Source organism: Capnocytophaga sp. oral taxon 323 (assembly GCF_001278825.1).
Lineage (GTDB): Bacteria > Bacteroidota > Bacteroidia > Flavobacteriales > Flavobacteriaceae > Capnocytophaga > Capnocytophaga ochracea.
The window spans coordinates 1,840,269-1,857,003 of sequence record NZ_CP012589.1; the positions used below are offsets into that span (position 1 = coordinate 1,840,269).

Below are 16,735 nucleotides of genomic sequence, written 5' to 3' on the forward strand. Positions count from 1 at the left end.
TTACCTTATTTATGCAGAAAAATTACTTGATACTTGCCCATAGAAATCCTGAACAACTTTGCCGAATGATAAAGGCTTTAGACGATGGTAACTCTAAGTTTTTTATTCACTTAGATGCTAAAACTCCTATAGAACCTTTTACATCACAATTACAAGGCGAACATATTGTATTTATACCTCAAAGAGAGCCTTGTGTATGGGGAGGTTTTTCTATAGTTATTGCTACTATTTATTTAATGGAGGCTGCTGCAAAAGCACATAGTAAAGGTTTTTTTATCTTGATGAGTGGGCAAGATTATCCTATAAAACCTATCACAGAATTAGATGCTTTTTTGCAAAAAAATAAGGAATATGACTTTATGAGTTTTTTACCTTTGGAAGTAAATTGGAATAGCAAAATGGTAAAAGATAAGTTGAAACATTATCAAATATTACACTCTGAAAGGAGAGGTAATAGTGATTGCTATCCTCCTTTTTTTCGTAGTTCTATTGGACAAAAAATTACTATTCTATGGCATTTGCTCAAAAGGAGAATTTCAAAGAAAAACTTTAAGATTATTTATAGAGCTCAAGAAAGAAAAGCTCCTTTTATCCAACAATATGCAGGTAGCCAATGGTGGGCTTTCTGTGAAAAAACTTTTTATACTTTACTAACTTATATTCAAGAAAACCGACAGATATTAGATGATTATTTTCAATATACCTCTTGCCCCGATGAGATTTATTTTCAATCTGTTCTTGTAAACTTACAAACAACCTATAAAGATATAAAAATAAAACCTTCAATTACTTATATAAATTGGGAAAGAGAAGGTGTTGAATTACCTGTGCTTTTTAAGGAAGATGATTTTGAGGAACTTACCTCTCAAAAAGAAAAGTTTTTTGCACGGAAGTTTGATACCAAGGTAGATGTTGAAATACTAAATAAATTAGATAATGAAAACCATATTAATATTCACAAGAGAATATGCACACCCTAAGCTTTCGGCAGCAGGAGGAACAGGTTCTTTTTACAAAAAATATGTAACTGCTCTTTTAGAAAAGGGTTATAAGGTAATAGTTTTTGGTGATAACAATGTAGATTTAAATGAGCGCCAAGATAATTTACACCTTCATTTTACAAAGAAAAACTACTTTAAAAAGCATTTTGTACAAGAGCTTTTTAGGTCGTTAGGAAAACGACTCAAGATAGCTTCGTTAGAAGCCTATTTTTTTAAAAAAGAAATAAAAAATCTTACACAACAACTTCAAAAGTTTTTACAAAAAGAGGATATTTATCCCGATGTGATAGAAACTCACGATTGGGAGGGAGCTTCTCTATTCTTAGATGAGCTAAAAACTCCCTATGTAGTAAGAACTCACGGCTGTTATAGAATATTGAAGAAATATTTTGGTTATAAGGCTTCTTTAGGAGTAGAAGTGATAGAAACTGAGGCTTTAAAGAAAGCTTCTCATCTAATTTGTGTTTCTAAAAATTCTCAAAGAATGTACGAAGAAACTTTTGGTAATAAAGGAACAATCATCACCAATGGGGTAACCACCACTGCACAAAACCTTTCTGAAACACTCCCTTTTTCTCTGTTTTTCTTTGGTTCGGTAACTACAAAAAAAGGTTTTGACATAGCTTTAAATGTCTTTAAAAGAATACTTCAAAAATTTCCTACTGCTACCTTGCATATTGTAGGAAAAAATTATGAAAACTACTTGAAGGAAAATAATTTAGGCGAACAGAAAAATGTAATCAACCACGGACATCTACAGGGCGAAGAACTCAAAATAATCTTACAAGAAGCAGATACATTTATTTTTCCTTCGCAAGGAGAAACTTTTGGACTTGCTCTTTGTGAAGCAATGGAACTCGGTAAAGCTGTAGTAGCTGCTGATATTCCTTCATTTAGAGATATTATAACGCATACTAAAGATGGTTTTATAGCGAAGAAAGAGGATGAATATTATGAATATATAGTAAAACTTTTTCAAGATGATGTGCTAAACAAAACTATAGCTAAAAATGCTCGACAAACTATTCACACACAATACAATTTTGAAAAAACAGTTGAAAATAGCTTGTTATACTATCAAAAAACTATAAATAACTAATGAAAAACTTATTAAAAAATAACTATTTTTTATTACTTTCTGGACTTCCTCTAGTAATGACTTTTTTGTTTTTACAAATTAACATTCCTATATGGAATGAAACTACTCAAAAAGCATTATTTTATAGTGTTTTTCTATACAGCATAGCACTAATACTATGCTGGATATACTTACATCACGCTTCTTTATTTGAGAGAGGAGAATGGCTCAGAAATATCATCACCATTGTAGGGAGTGGTATTGTATTGTTATGGACATATAAGCACAAAATCACCTTTCGGTTAGATATTTTATTACTTTTCTTATGTGCTTTATATGGAATTGTTCATCGTAATTTTATAAAACCCTCCCTTTCTATCTTATTATTTTTGCTTTTTATACTCATAAAAATCATAGGACTTTTTTGGGCAAAAGACTTTGATTATGGCGTAAAAACATTATTTGAAGGTGAGAACATTATCTTTTCTTTGCTTATTCCTATTGTTCTATTAGGCTTCTCGGTTAGTAAAAAGCAGCAAGAGAGTTTTATAACTATTTGTTTTAAAGGATTTTTACTTTTGTTAGTAGCTAATCTAATCTTTTATTCTTTTGCTGTTAGTGCTGATAAGAATCAACACTTTTTTAACTTTATAACTTTAAACAAAGCTTATTTTCCTTATTATGAAATACTATTTTGGTCTAAGTTCAAGCATTTTAGTTTTATTTCGTGGATTATTTTAGCAATAGGAGGATTAGGAGGATTATTATGGAGAAAAGATAAGAAGTTGATTAGCACTCCAGAACTCATAACTTATGGCATATTAGTTTTTTGTTTTGCATTGATGGTACAAGCACGAATAGTTATTATTAGTTGGTTTATAGTAGTAGCTTTCTTTGTGTATCTTTTTATAGAGAAATATCTCAGTAAAGTTGTGAAATACAGTCTGTTTATTTTTGTAGGACTTACAACAATTATAGGGGTATGGTATTTAGTTGCTCACACATCCTACTTTTTTGATTCTGGTCGCAATGAAATGTATGGTAGAGTTTTTAAAGCAATTCAAGAAGCTAATTTATGGATAGGTAATGGCTCTGGTTACCAACGATATATAATGGATGGTTTTTTGGGTTATGTGCACAATGATTTTGCAGCAATTATAATAGACACTGGACTTGTAGGGCTGGGGGTTTTCATAGGATGGTTGATAACTATTATTTTCTCTAAAGATATTCTTAAACAATATTTGTTACTCATTTCTTTACCCATTATGAACACAGATGTGCTTTTTCACGCTTTTGAATGTGGTTACCTACTAGTTCCTTTAATGATTTTTATACTATTAGCTCCTCGCTTTAAGTATTGGCAGAACTAACTCAATACACACTTTACCCAATTTTCAAAGCTGTACTTTTCTTTAATATTTTTAACTAAAGGTACATATTCATTTTCTAGAAACTCGGTAAGCCCCTCAAAATTATCGTTTTCAAACACATAAAAGTTATTAGGGTGATAGAAATCATATTGTTTCACACTGGGGTTATCGGTAATGAGTTTTTTCTCGTATTTAATAGCTTCGAATATTCTAAATGAGAGTCCGCTGTGTTCTATAGTTTTTATATCTAATAATATAGCAGCTTTTTTAGTGATGTTTAAGTATTGGGTATAACTTATTCCTTTAGAGAAAAATGTGATAAAAGGGTGATGAAGAGGGTCTTTACCTCTGTTGAACAGATTTATATTAAGACTTAGTTGTGTATATTCACTCAATTTATTTACTATTTTCAACAAAGAATCTATGCGGTTTTGTATATATACCCCTACATACATTACTTCATTTTTATTTACAAGAGTTTTTTCTTCGGAGGTATCAAAATAGAAATTTGTACAAAGCAATAAGTTAGGGTACTGATACTTATAACGGTTGTAATCTTCGGGGTCAAATACAAAGAAACGTTTGAAAAGAGGAATTACTTTAAAAACCTTAGGGAAGCGAGCAAGACCATCCCATTGATAAGCTATTACTTTGTTAGCCACAGAGTGCAAGCGGGATATAGTTGCAGCATTTAGTTTGTCGGGGCGTATTACAATAGCATAATCCACACTACCTTCAGCAAAAGAGCTAAGAGTATTAGATACTTCGATGTTGTAGTAGATATCAATGAGTTGTTTTTTATAGGCTCGATTTTTAAAAAGGCTCTTTTGCATAAAGTTTAAGAGTCGGTCTTTAAATTTGTATCGGAAAGTAGGAGCAAGCACAGAAACTTGACTAAAGCTCATTTTTTTCAAATGGTCTTCGAGCATTTTGTAAACCCCAAAGTCAGGAGGCATTACCAAGATAATTTTTTTGTTGCTGAAATTCATAGATTTTTGCTAAACAAGAGAATTTATATTGTGCTTTGAGTACCGCAAAAATAAAGCCGCGTTTACCGTCTAAACAGCCTTTTTTAATAAAATAGTATTTTATAAACCAAAATAGAGGTGAAAACAATAGTTTTATCCATCCTATTTTTTTGCCTTTATGCCGCTCGGCTACTTGGGTACTGTAGATGTTGTTCTTACTTAAAATGGTTGCTACCGAATCGTTTGCTAAATGTTCTGAAGCTAAATCCTTACGGCTTCTTGGTAATTTTATTACCTTTCCTTTTACTTTTACTGTTGAATGTATTTCTTCTGACCAATAGGCTCCTTCTTTTCTAAAAAATCGCAGTTTGAAATCGGGGAAGGCGGAGCGCATATATTCATCGATGAAATAGTTTTTAAAAGCAATATAAACACCTCCTAAATCAGGGTCTTCAGTGAGTTTGTAGAGCTCTTCTCTCAGTTTTTCAGGTACTGTTTCATCGGCATCAATGACTAATATCCATTCGTTTTGAGCTTGTGCAATAGCAAAGTTACGTGCAGGCTCTACATACGGATAGCGTCTGCAATATACTATCTTACAGCCGTATTGTTCGGCTATTGCAATAGTATTATCGGTGCTGTGCATATCACACACTACTACCTCATCGAAGTGTTTTGTGGTTTCCAGCACAGTAGCCAAATGCCTTTCGGCATTATAGGTATTGATAACTACTGATATTTTCATTCTTCTCCACTATCTTTCTCTGCTCCTGCCTGAACAAGCGTATCCTCCTCCTCATCGATTAGCATCTTCATATACTCATCAAGCTCTTGCGATTTCATAAACGGACTCGCCTTCGCTCTGAGCACCTCTACTTGTCTTTCGTAAAAATCCTTATCCAAAGGCGCTATGAGCAATAATAATTCTCCATAGCGGTCTATGGTATACTGTATTCTGGCAGTATTAGCATATCGCTCATCTGGCGATAAGTGTGCGTAATAATTCAGTTCTTCTTGATATTTCCCAAATATCTGCAAGGCTAATTTACGAGCGGTTTCTTTCTCACCTACCTTAAAATAACCTTGTACAAAAGGATCGAGAGTGAAGTAATAGCCATAAGCCTCCAAAGGCATATGCTTCATTCCGATATCCAAGATATCTTTGGCTTTATTTAATTTGCCTTCTTCTATCAGTTTTTCGGTAAGACGTGCCAAATTACCGCGGAAGATAATACTGTTCTTACGTGTTTCGGGGTCTAAGTAAATACCTGCTTTACCCATATTGCCCCAATCCCATTTCTTTATGATGTCGTACATCAAGTTACTGTCTATACGACCCATATCAAAGGGGTGCTTCTTATCGATTTCTGTTTTAATAGGCACAAGTTTGTACACCAGTCCATCTAATTGTAAGTACTCCTTCATCCAGATATACTCAGCAGAGTCCATACTACCTCCGGAGAAGTATATCGGGCGTTTCCAATCGTTATAAGCCAAAATATCCAGCATCACAATACGTGCTTTATCGATGGCACTAGGAAGCGTGATATCTATATAGTCTACTATTTTATCAGCATCTTCGGGTCTTACAATGCCGCTCTTTAGTACGTTTTCTTTATTTACAGGAATCCGTATTTTGTTTGTAGGGTAGTAGTTAAAAGTTCTACTTTCACTACTACTGCTACTAAGCTGTGTATTGGGGTCATCGCTGGTTACCCATTTCACAAAGTCTTTAATGTTCCAGCGGTTCTCGGTACGTTTTTGGAAATACACCCCTTCACGTACCCCGTGAGCATATTGTTTGTGCACCATTTCACCTGGAATAGGACTACTTTGGTATGCTTGGCGCTTCATTTGGTCGATATACCAATCCGTTTGCAACAAGCTGGTATTAATTATCCGCACATCGGTGCGATAGCCTTCTATTTCTTGAGCATACCACAGTAAGAACGTATCGTTATCGCCAATGGTGAATATCATAGCGTCTTTATCTTTAGCTACCGAACTCAAATAAGCGTCCGCAATAAACTCTGCCGAATACTTTTGCGAGCGGTTGTGGTCGTCCCAATTCTCACTTGCCATCAGCACAGGTACAGCAAGCAAACTCGCTACCACTGCCAAAGGCGCTCCTATTCGTGGCGAAAGCACCTTCCTAAGTGCGTGGAATAACGCGTATACACCCACTCCTATCCATATAGCAAAAGCGTAGAACGAACCTACTAACGGGTAATCTCGCTCTCGCGGTTCAAACGGTCGTTCGTTCAGGTATATTTTCATTGCCAAGCCCGTAAAGAGGAAAAGCATCATCACTACCCACGTTTGGCGTTCGCTCTTCGTCGCCATAAAAAATAACCCTAAGAGTCCTAAGAGCAGAGGTAGGAAATAGTAAGTATTACGAGCTTTATTGTTCAGCACGTCGGCAGGAAGGTTGTCTTGCGACCCAAGGCGCAAACTATCAATAGGCTTAATGCCCGATAGCCAGTTGCCGTGGTCATTCTCCATCTTGCCTTGCACATCATCTTGCCTGCCTATAAAGTTCCAAGCAAAATAGCGGAAGTACATATACCCAAACTGATACTCGAACAAGTAGTGCATATTCTTCCAAAAACTTGGCTTCTCTACTTCTATATAGTCCCGATATTCGGTAAGAAATTGGTCGTAACGCTCAGGCGGAAGCGGTTGTATTTGCATTTGCCTTTGCACTTCTTGTAAGAACTGATAGAGCTTCGGCTCGTTATACGCTTCTTCTTTTATTCTAAACGTAAGTAGCCCTGTGAGCTTCATATAATTCGCCGCGTGTTGCGCACTCCACATTCTCGGCAAAACACCCTCTTGTTTGCTATTCGATGCCATCTGAGCGTTTTTGTACTGATTTACGATGATGTATTTGCCTAAGGCATAATCGCGCTCGTATTTTGGCTTCGCATCTTCATATGGGTTCTCTTCGTCTAATCCAGCGTATTTATCCGAATACATAGGACCGTAGAACAAATGCGTTTCGGGGTATTGTTCAAGGTTGTAATAAGCTAATAGCAAACGCGCATCAGTCGGACTGTTCTCATTGATAACCGTATCAGCATTCGCGCGAATAGGTATCATTAGCCAAGACGAAAACCCTATAAACACAAACAACAAGCATAAAATGCCCGTTTGCAAGCGCACTTTGTTTTGCTTATAAGCGTAGTTCAGCGTAAAATAGAAAAACGCAATAACCGAGAGTCCCGCAATAATAGTCCCTGAGTTGAACGGCATACCGAAGCTATTCACAAAAAATACTTCCAAATAACCAAAGTACGCCAACGTGTAAGGTAATATCAGTTTAAATATCAACAGCAAAATAGCGATAGAAACTACATTAGCAATGATGAAGTTCACTACCGTTTTCTTGTAATTACTCTTGAAGAAATAAAGCATACCAATGGCAGGAATGGTCAGTAACGCCATAAAGTGCACCCCAAACGAAAGCCCCACTACTAACGAAATCAGTAATAACCAGCGGTCGCCACGTGGTTCGTGCAAACTGTCCGTCCACTTAATGCCCAGCCAAAACATAGCCGACATAAATAGCATTGCCATTGCATACACTTCTGCTTCCACCGCGTTAAACCAAAAACTATCCGAGAAAGTATAGGCAAGAGCCCCTACAACCCCACTCCCCAAAACAGCGATAAACTGCCCTTGGGTAAGCGTAGCAGGCGTTTTTTCTTCAACAGAATCGGTTCTTTTTAAAGCGATTTTCTTGGTCAAATTTACAATGATGAAGTACAAGAAAAGAACCGTAAAAGCACTCGATAAAACCGACATATAATTCACAAACAGCGCAATCTTATCCGAGTTGGGAGCAAAAGCAGCTATAAAAGCGCCCATCATTTGGAATAAAGGCGCTCCGGGAGGGTGACCCACTTCCAATTTCGCTGAGGTAGCAATATACTCGCCACAATCCCAAAAGCTAACAGTAGGTTCTACCGTAAGCCCATAAGTGATAAGAGCTACGGCAAAAACAGTCCACCCCACAATGAGGTTATATTTCTTAAATTGATTATCTGTCATCAGTACTTTATATTTCAAAGTGCAAAGGTAAGAAACAATTACCAAATGAGCAAATTTGTCAATCAGATATACCCCTCACTCCCTCACTACATTCCCCTTTGGAGCCAGTTCACTTCATCTTATCTTCTCCTTTTCCGTCGCCACATTCCCCCTTTTTCGTCATTCGTCCCTTGCTGGTGCGAGCTTGTAGCTCGTACCCTTCGCTGGGCTCGTACACACTTTGCCAAAGATAATTTCCCGTTATGCTACGAACCTACATTCCCTTCACTTTTTCCGTCCCTAATTCCCCCTCTTCGAGGGAAGTCCGCGAGAGCGGAGTATGTGAGAGGGGGAGGTTTCCTCCGCTTTTCCGTCACCACATTCCCCCTTTGGAGGGGGCTAAGGGGGAGGTTTCTTTTGATTTTTCGTCACACTCCCTCCTATTGCCTCTTCCTCTTTCTTTCGCCTCGAAACCCTCTTTTTGCCATTTTTAGCCTTGTTGTATTATATTATTAATCAACTTTTTACATACCCTTTCTATACCAATCGTCCAAGATTCGTATAAGCTTCCTATAAGCTCTCTATAAGCTAACCCCACCCATCTTACACCCTTTTTTCACCAAAATTTCTCTCAGCTCTCTTCCGAACTTCTCCGATATCTTTCCATTTCCTTAGCTCTTCCCAATAAAGCCTTTAATCTCTTCTTACTTATGTCCGACAAGTCTGAATCGTCCGAGAACTCCATTACTGCCCGTCGTGCTACGACTGCCTGTCGCTTCTCCTGCATTTCACAAGGCGTAGCCTTGATTTTGTTTAAATTTTGTTTGATTTCTGAGGCACAGCCTCATTCCTCTAGCTCGCATCCCATTTTCTCATTTCCTAATTTGCTAATTTTTTTCCTGCCCGTGTGGCTCACACTGCCCGTGCGGCTCGCACCTCATTCTCTCATTTTCCCATTTCCTCATTTCTCTCACCCGTGCGACTTGCACCCCTTTATTTCCATCGCTATTTTCGTTATAGATATATTTGTCTTATATTTTAATCATAAAACGTTAAAGATTGTTAAATAAGATAGATTTATCGCTATTTTATTTGTAAATGTGAAATAATTTTTCTTACTTTGCCCAAAAATAAAAAACAAATTGTACTATGGAAAACACAGCAAAACTGATTTTTGAAGGGAAAGAATACGAATTTCCTATCGTAGTAGGCACCGAAAACGAAAAAGCGATTAATATCGAAAAATTGCGTGCCCTCACTGGTTTGGTAACCTTGGATTCGGGTTACAAAAACACGGGTTCTTGCAAGAGTGCCATTACCTTTCTCGACGGCGAACGGGGCATCTTGCGCTATCGTGGCTATAATATCGAAGATTTAGCTGCTAAAGCCGAGTTCCTCGAAGTAGCCTATCTTCTTATTTTTGGAGAACTCCCCACTGCCGAACAGTATGACGATTTCAAAAAAACAATTCACAAGTATACCCTTGTTCACGAGGATATGCGCCATATTATGGACGGTTTCCCGCGCTCGGCTCACCCTATGGGGGTATTGGCATCAGCTACTAGTGCGCTCACCGCTTTTAATCCTGTGCCGGTAAACGTGCATTGTCCTAAAAACGTGTATCAAGCGGTCTGTAAAGCCATTGCCAAAGTAACTATCATCGCTTCTTGGGTGTACCGCAAACGCGAGGGCTTACCGCTGAATTATTACGACAATAGCAAGGGCTATATCGAGAACATTTTGCGCCTCTTCTTCGAAATCCCTACTGAGGAATATAAAATCAACCCTACGGTAGTGAGTGCCCTCAACAAACTGCTCATCCTTCACGGCGACCACGAACAGAACTGCTCTACTTCTACCGTGCGTTTGGTGGGGTCTTCCGAGGCAGGTCTGTTTGCGAGTATTTCCTCTGGGGTTTCAGCCCTTTGGGGTCGTCTTCACGGCGGGGCAAACCAAGCGGTGATTGAAATGCTTGAAGAAATTCATAAAGACGGAGGCGATGTCGATAAGTTTATTAATAAAGCAAAAGACAAAAATGACCCTTTCCGCCTGATGGGCTTTGGGCACCGTGTATACAAAAACTTCGATCCACGGGCTAAAATCATCAAAGTGGCTACCGATGAGGTGCTCAACGCTTTGGGAATCGACGATCCTATTTTTGGCATTGCCAAACATCTCGAAAAGGTAGCTTTGGAAGACGAGTACTTCAAATCGCGTAATCTCTATCCTAATGTAGATTTCTATTCGGGTATCATCTACAAAGCCTTGGGTATGCACTTAGAGATGTTCACTGTGCTTTTTGCTATTGGTCGTCTCCCTGGTTGGATTGCCCAATGGAAGGAAATGCGCCAAGGAGGAGAGCCTATCGGTCGTCCACGACAAATATACGTAGGGGCTACCGAAAGACCTTTTGTTGAATTGAATAAAAGATAAAAATGAAAAACATTATCTATACCATTACCGATGAGTCGCCCTATTTAGCTACGCATTCGCTACTGCCTATCATCAAACGCTTTTGCGCCTCTTCAGGTATCAACTTTGAAGCCAAAGATATCTCATTGGCAGGGCGTATCTTAGCCTCTTTCCCTGATTTTCTCACAGCAGAACAACGGATGCCCGATGCCCTAAGCGAACTGGGGGCGTTAGCAACACGTCCGGAAGCCAATATCATCAAGTTGCCTAACATCAGTGCTTCGGTACCCCAACTGAAAGCGGCTATTGCCGAACTGCAATCACAAGGCTATGCGCTCCCCGATTACCCTGAAAATCCTGCGAATGAAGCCGAAATAGCTATCAAACAGCGGTATGACAAGGTAAAAGGCAGTGCGGTGAACCCTGTGTTGCGCGAGGGTAATTCCGATAGGCGTGCACCTAAATCGGTAAAACAGTACGCTCAAACACACCCGCATTCAATGGGAGCGTGGAGTGCTGAGAGTCTCACGGAAGTTGCTACGATGCAAGCGGGCGATTTCTACCACAACGAACAATCGGTCACCCTTCAAAAAGCCGATGTGGTGCGTATAGAGTTGGTAAACCCTAAACACGAGGTACAGGTGCTCAAAGCCGATATTCCTTTGCAAGCGGGCGAAGTGATAGATGCTACTTTTATGAGCAAAGAGGCGCTTTGCAAATTCTATAAAAAAACCTTTGCCGAAGCGAAAGACAAGGGTGTACTCCTCTCTTTGCACCTGAAAGCTACAATGATGAAGGTTTCCGACCCCATTCTCTTTGGCTATGCGGTTGAAACGTACTTTGCTAATTTGTTCCAAAAACACCCACGTGAACTGAAAGCCTTAGGGGTGAATGCACGTAACGGTCTTTCGGATATCCTCGCCAAAATAGAACAATTGCCAGCTGAAGAACAAGAGCCTTTAAAACACGATATCGAGGGGGCACTTGCGCGAGCAGCTGCTTTGGCGATGGTAAATTCTGATAAGGGGATTACCAACTTGCATTTCCCTAACGATGTGATTGTAGATGCTTCTATGCCGGCAATGATTCGCAATGGGGGCAAGATGTGGAATGCTCAAGGCGAGGCTCAAGATACTTTGGCGGTACTGCCCGATAGTACTTATGCGCGTATCTACCAAGTGGTGATTGACTTCTGTAAGAAACACGGGGCGTTCAATCCTGCTACGATGGGAAGCGTTGCCAATGTGGGCTTAATGGCGCAAAAAGCTGAGGAATACGGCTCGCACGACAAGACTTTCGAAATCCCTCATAGCGGACGTGTACAGGTGATAGGCACCGACGGTAAAGTGTACTTGTCGCACAAAGTAGAAAAAGGCGATATCTGGCGTATGTGTACTGCGAAAGATGCTGCCATACAAGATTGGGTGAAATTAGCAGTAACACGCACACGCCTCAGCAAAACACCTGCGGTCTTTTGGTTGGACGAGCACCGCGCTCACGATGCGCAACTCATCAAAAAGGTAAAACACTATTTGGCAACACTCGACACCGAGGGGGTAGATATCCGCATAATGTCGCCCGAAACGGCTATGCTCTTCTCCTTAGAGCGCACTCGCAAGGGCAAAGATACTATTTCGGTAACGGGCAATGTGTTGCGCGATTACCTCACCGACTTGTTTCCTATCTTAGAATTGGGCACCAGTGCCAAAGTGCTCTCTATCGTCCCTTTGATGAACGGTGGCGGACTCTTTGAAACGGGTGCAGGGGGCTCGGCGCCTAAATTAACCGAACAGTTTCTTGCCGAAAATCATCTTCAATGGGATTCCTTAGGAGAATTTCTCGCCTTAGGAGCTTCGTTAGAGCATTTTGCGCAAAAACACGAGAACCCCAAAGCCTTAATCTTAGCCCAAACCCTCGATGAGGCAACGAGTAAGCTGTTGAACAACGATAAATCGCCACAAGCCAAAGTAGGCACGATCGACAATCGCGGAAGTCACTTCTATTTGGCACTTTACTGGGCAGAAGCCTTAGCGGCACAAACTCAGGATACTGCACTTGCTGAAGAGTTTGCTCCTATTGCCAAAGCCCTAAAAGACAACGAAGCGACTATCGTGGAAGAACTCACCCGTATACAAGGTACGCCGGTAGAGTTAGGAGGTTATTACCACCCCGATTTCACCAAAGTAACAGCAGTAATGCAAGGAAGTAAAACACTAAAAAAGATATTATGATTTTTGATATTGAAATGATAAAGAAAGTCTACGCCCAATTTCCTGAGCGCGTAGACAAAGCCCGCCAAGTGGTAGGACGCCCCCTTACCCTTGCTGAAAAATATTGTATACCCACTTGTGGGACGGCACTCCTTCACGTGCTTTTGAGCGTGGGAAAGACTATGTAGATTTCGCTCCCGACCGCATCGCTTGTCAAGATGCGACCGCCCAAATGGCGCTCTTGCAGTTTATGCAAGCGGGTAAAAGCAAAGTGGCTGTGCCTACCACGGTGCACTGCGACCACCTGATACAAGCCAAAGAAGGCGCTACAACCGATCTGAAAGTAGCTACTGAACAGTCTAAAGAAGTATTCGATTTTCTCTCTTCAGTATCCAACAAATATGGTATTGGTTTCTGGAAACCTGGCGCAGGGATTATTCACCAAATAGTCTTAGAAAACTACGCTTTCCCTGGCGGAATGATGATAGGCACTGATTCGCATACAGTGAACGCTGGCGGATTAGGAATGCTCGCCATTGGCGTAGGCGGTGCCGATGCCGTAGATGTGATGGCAGGAATGCCGTGGGAACTGAAATTTCCTAAGCTCATAGGCGTAAAACTCACGGGTAAACTCAGCGGGTGGACTGCCCCCAAAGATGTGATTCTTAAAGTCGCCGATATCCTCACCGTAAAAGGGGGTACGGGCGCTATTGTGGAATACTTCGGCGAGGGTGCTAAATCACTTTCGTGTACAGGGAAAGGTACCATTTGTAATATGGGTGCCGAAATAGGAGCTACTACCTCTACTTTTGGCTATGATGAGGCAATGCGTCGCTATCTGCTTGCCACTGGGCGCGAAGAAGTAGCCCTCGCTGCCGATGCCATTGCGCCTTACCTCACCGCCGACCCCGAACTCTATGCCGACCCCGAGAAGTATTTCGACCAACTCATCGAGATAGACCTCTCTACCTTAGAGCCTTATATCAACGGGCCTTTTACCCCTGATAGAGGCACTCCTGTATCCAAAATGAAGGAAGTAGCCCGCGCCAACGATTGGCCTCTCGAGGTGCAATGGGGGCTCATCGGTTCGTGTACTAACTCGTCTTACGAAGACCTCACCCGCGCGGTTTCGGTCGTAAAACAAGCCTTGGAAAAGAGAATTACCCCTAAAGCTTCCTTTGGTATCAACCCAGGGTCTGAACAAATACGCTATACTACCGAACGCGACGGCATTATAGACATCTTCGAGCAGTTGGGCACCCGTGTATTCACCAATGCCTGTGGTCCCTGCATTGGTCAGTGGGACAGAGAAGGCGCCGAAAAACAAGAGAAAAATACAATTGTGCATTCCTTCAACCGTAACTTCTCCAAACGTGCTGATGGTAACCCCAATACCCACGCTTTTGTTGCTTCACCCGAAATGGTAGCGGCTTTGGCGATTGCCGGTAGGTTAGACTTCAACCCTATCACCGATACCTTGCTCAACGACCAAGGTGAAGCGGTAAAACTCACTCCTCCTTATGGCGAAGAGTTGCCCTCTAAAGGTTTTGAGGTTGATGACCCTGGCTATCAGGCTCCCGCCGAAGATGGTAGCAACATCGAGGTAGTGGTATCGCCTACCTCTAACCGCCTCCAACTGCTCACACCTTTCGCTCCTTGGGACGGCAAAAACATCACAGGGGCTAAACTCCTTATCAAAGCGCAAGGAAAATGCACCACCGACCATATTTCGATGGCAGGGGCTTGGTTGCGTTTCCGCGGACATTTGGACAATATTTCCAACAATATGCTCATAGGGGCGGTAAATGCTTTCAACGGTAAAACTAACTCCGTGAAAAACCAACTTACCGGCGAATACGACGAAGTGCCTAAAGTACAGCGCGCCTATAAAGCTGCGGGTATCCCTTCCATAGTAGTAGGCGACCACAACTATGGCGAGGGCTCTTCACGTGAGCACGCTGCTATGGAACCTCGTCATTTGGGCGTACGAGCGGTATTGGTAAAATCGTTTGCGCGCATTCACGAAACCAACCTTAAAAAACAAGGAATGCTCGCCCTTACCTTTGCTAATGAAGCCGATTACGATAAGATTCAAGAAGACGACGTGATCAACTTCCTCGACCTCACCGCCTTTGCACCTGGCACTCCTTTGCACTTAGAATTTGTACATAAAGATGGCAGTAAGGACGTGATTACCTGCAACCATACCTACAACGCTCAGCAAATAGGTTGGTTTAAGGCAGGAAGCGCACTGAACCAGTTAAAAGAGAAAAGTGAAAGATAAAATGAATAGTGAAAAAGAAGCTGTCCGAAAAAGTCTCAAAATAGTATTTGCGTCGCTATACTTTGCCAAAGTTAATCGCCCGTCGTGCTACGACTGCCTGTGCGGCTCGCACCTTTGGCAAAGTTAATATAGCCCTCTTTGTCTTTGGTTCTCCCCTTTTGAGCCTCTCCGACCCTACCCCGATAGCTTCTTCTTTCCGTCGCTACATTCCCCCTTTGAACGGAAGTCCGCGAGAGCGGAGTATGTGAGAGGGGGAATGTTATCCCCTAGTGCCCTTCGCTGGTGCGAGCTTGTAGCTCGTACACACTTTACCAAAGTTAATTTCCTGTTATACTACGACCCTACATTACCTTCACTTTTTTTGTCTCTAGATTCCCTTTTTCCGTCATACTCCCCCTAGTGCCTATGGCCTAAGGCCTAGTTCCTTTTTCCTTTCTTTCGTCTCGAAACCCCGTTTTCACCATTTTTTGCATTGTTGTATTATACTATTAATCAATTTTTTACACACCCTTTCTATACCAATCGTCCAAGATTCGTATAAGCTTCCTATAAGCTCTCTATAAGCTAACCCCACCCTTCTTACACCCTTTTTTCATCAAAAATCCTCCCTCCCCTCTTCCGAACTTCTCCGTTTCCTTCCGAATCTTCCTAACAGTCCCAACTGTCGCTTTTTCATCTCAAACTTTGCCCAAGTTTCAAACTTGGGCAAAGTTGAATAAACTAACAATCCCTCCGCTGGTTTACAAGGCGTAGCCTTGATTTTGTTTAATTTTTTTTGATTTCTGAGGCACAGCCTCATTCCTCTAATACAACCTCACACCCCATTTCCTCATTTTCTCATTTCCTCATTTTCCTCGCCCGTCGTGCTACCGACCTACTTCTTCAAAAACCCTTTTAAAAAAGCTATTTGTTCGTCCTTCTCTTTCAGCCGTGCCTCATACGAAGCGATAAGCCTCTCTATCGTCTCTTTATTCTCTTGATAAAAGTGCTCTATTCTTTGAGCAGAAATACTAGAATCTTTATTATAGCTATTATGTTGCACCCAACTCTCTCCTATATCCAAGAGCTCATTTACAGGAATGCCCAAAACAGTAGAGATTTGGAACATTCTCTCCACCGAAAGTTTAGTCTCGCCTGTTTCTATTTTTCTATAAGCAGGAGGAGTAATTTCTAAATCATCAGCCATATTTTCATACGTATAGCCTTTTTTGCTTCTTTCTTTAGCAATTCTTTCTAATATTTTGTTTATTTCCATACCAAATATATACTATTAGTTTTCTTGGCAAAGGTAGGAAAAATACACTAATACGCAATTTTTTTTAACTAAAAGTATATTTTTCATAAACCAATGGTTTATTTTTTCTTCTTAAAAGTATTGCG

At 40.8% G+C, this 16,735-nt stretch carries 10 protein-coding genes and 1 pseudogene; 7 read left to right on the top strand and 4 right to left on the bottom strand.

The window, feature by feature from the left end:
- Nucleotides 1-11 precede the first annotated feature (11 nt).
- Genes AM608_RS07945 through AM608_RS07955 form a run of 3 tightly spaced genes read left to right on the top strand, consistent with a single transcriptional unit; the run spans nt 12 to nt 3,452 of the window.
- Entirely contained in the window at nt 12-980 is a 969-nt protein-coding gene (locus AM608_RS07945) for a beta-1,6-N-acetylglucosaminyltransferase (RefSeq protein WP_053581358.1), read from the top strand.
- Entirely contained in the window at nt 937-2,100 is a 1,164-nt protein-coding gene (locus tag AM608_RS07950) for a glycosyltransferase family 4 protein (RefSeq protein ID WP_053581359.1), read from the top strand. Before AM608_RS07945 ends, AM608_RS07950 begins: the two co-directional genes overlap by 44 nt.
- Nucleotides 2,100-3,452: a hypothetical protein gene (locus tag AM608_RS07955; protein ID WP_053581360.1), complete on the top strand. Its 1,353-nt coding sequence runs from the start codon at nt 2,100-2,102 to the stop codon at nt 3,450-3,452. Before AM608_RS07950 ends, AM608_RS07955 begins: the two co-directional genes overlap by 1 nt.
- Here the strand turns inward: AM608_RS07955 and AM608_RS07960 are convergent.
- From AM608_RS07960 to AM608_RS07970, 3 genes are read right to left on the bottom strand one after another with little or no spacing between them, the layout of a single operon-like run.
- Nucleotides 3,449-4,441, bottom strand: a complete 993-nt coding sequence (locus AM608_RS07960; protein WP_053581361.1) for a hypothetical protein — start codon at nt 4,439-4,441, stop codon at nt 3,449-3,451. The two genes, AM608_RS07955 and AM608_RS07960, sit on opposite strands and share 4 nt — an antisense overlap.
- Complete coding sequence (locus tag AM608_RS07965) at nt 4,398-5,165, bottom strand: glycosyltransferase family 2 protein (RefSeq protein WP_053581362.1); 768 nt, start codon at nt 5,163-5,165, stop codon at nt 4,398-4,400. Before AM608_RS07965 ends, AM608_RS07960 begins: the two co-directional genes overlap by 44 nt.
- Entirely contained in the window at nt 5,162-8,470 is a 3,309-nt protein-coding gene (locus AM608_RS07970; protein ID WP_053581363.1) for a DUF2723 domain-containing protein, read from the bottom strand. The genes AM608_RS07965 and AM608_RS07970 overlap by 4 nt, the downstream gene beginning before the upstream one ends.
- Nucleotides 8,471-9,598: 1,128 nt before the next feature.
- On the opposite strand from AM608_RS07970, the gene AM608_RS07975 reads away from it, so the two are divergent.
- The 4 genes and pseudogenes from AM608_RS07975 (at nt 9,599) to AM608_RS12140 (ending at nt 15,603) form a co-directional block, all read left to right on the top strand.
- Complete coding sequence (locus tag AM608_RS07975; protein ID WP_053581364.1) at nt 9,599-10,882, top strand: citrate synthase; 1,284 nt, start codon at nt 9,599-9,601, stop codon at nt 10,880-10,882.
- 2 nt (nt 10,883-10,884) lie between these two features.
- On the top strand, nt 10,885-13,092 hold the full coding sequence (locus tag AM608_RS07980; RefSeq protein ID WP_053581365.1) for an NADP-dependent isocitrate dehydrogenase: 2,208 nt from the start codon (nt 10,885-10,887) through the stop codon (nt 13,090-13,092).
- Nucleotides 13,089-15,355: pseudogene (locus AM608_RS07985) on the top strand (aconitate hydratase). Before AM608_RS07980 ends, AM608_RS07985 begins: the two are co-directional and overlap by 4 nt.
- 62 nt (nt 15,356-15,417) lie before the next feature.
- Nucleotides 15,418-15,603, top strand: a complete 186-nt coding sequence (locus AM608_RS12140; RefSeq protein WP_157466289.1) for a hypothetical protein — start codon at nt 15,418-15,420, stop codon at nt 15,601-15,603.
- Between the two features lie 626 nt (nt 15,604-16,229).
- Here AM608_RS12140 and AM608_RS07995 read toward each other — a convergent pair.
- Nucleotides 16,230-16,610 carry a helix-turn-helix domain-containing protein gene (locus tag AM608_RS07995; protein ID WP_009421502.1) on the bottom strand — a complete coding sequence of 127 codons (381 nt, stop codon included), beginning with the start codon at nt 16,608-16,610 and terminating at the stop codon, nt 16,230-16,232.
- Nucleotides 16,611-16,735: the final 125 nt, after the last annotated feature.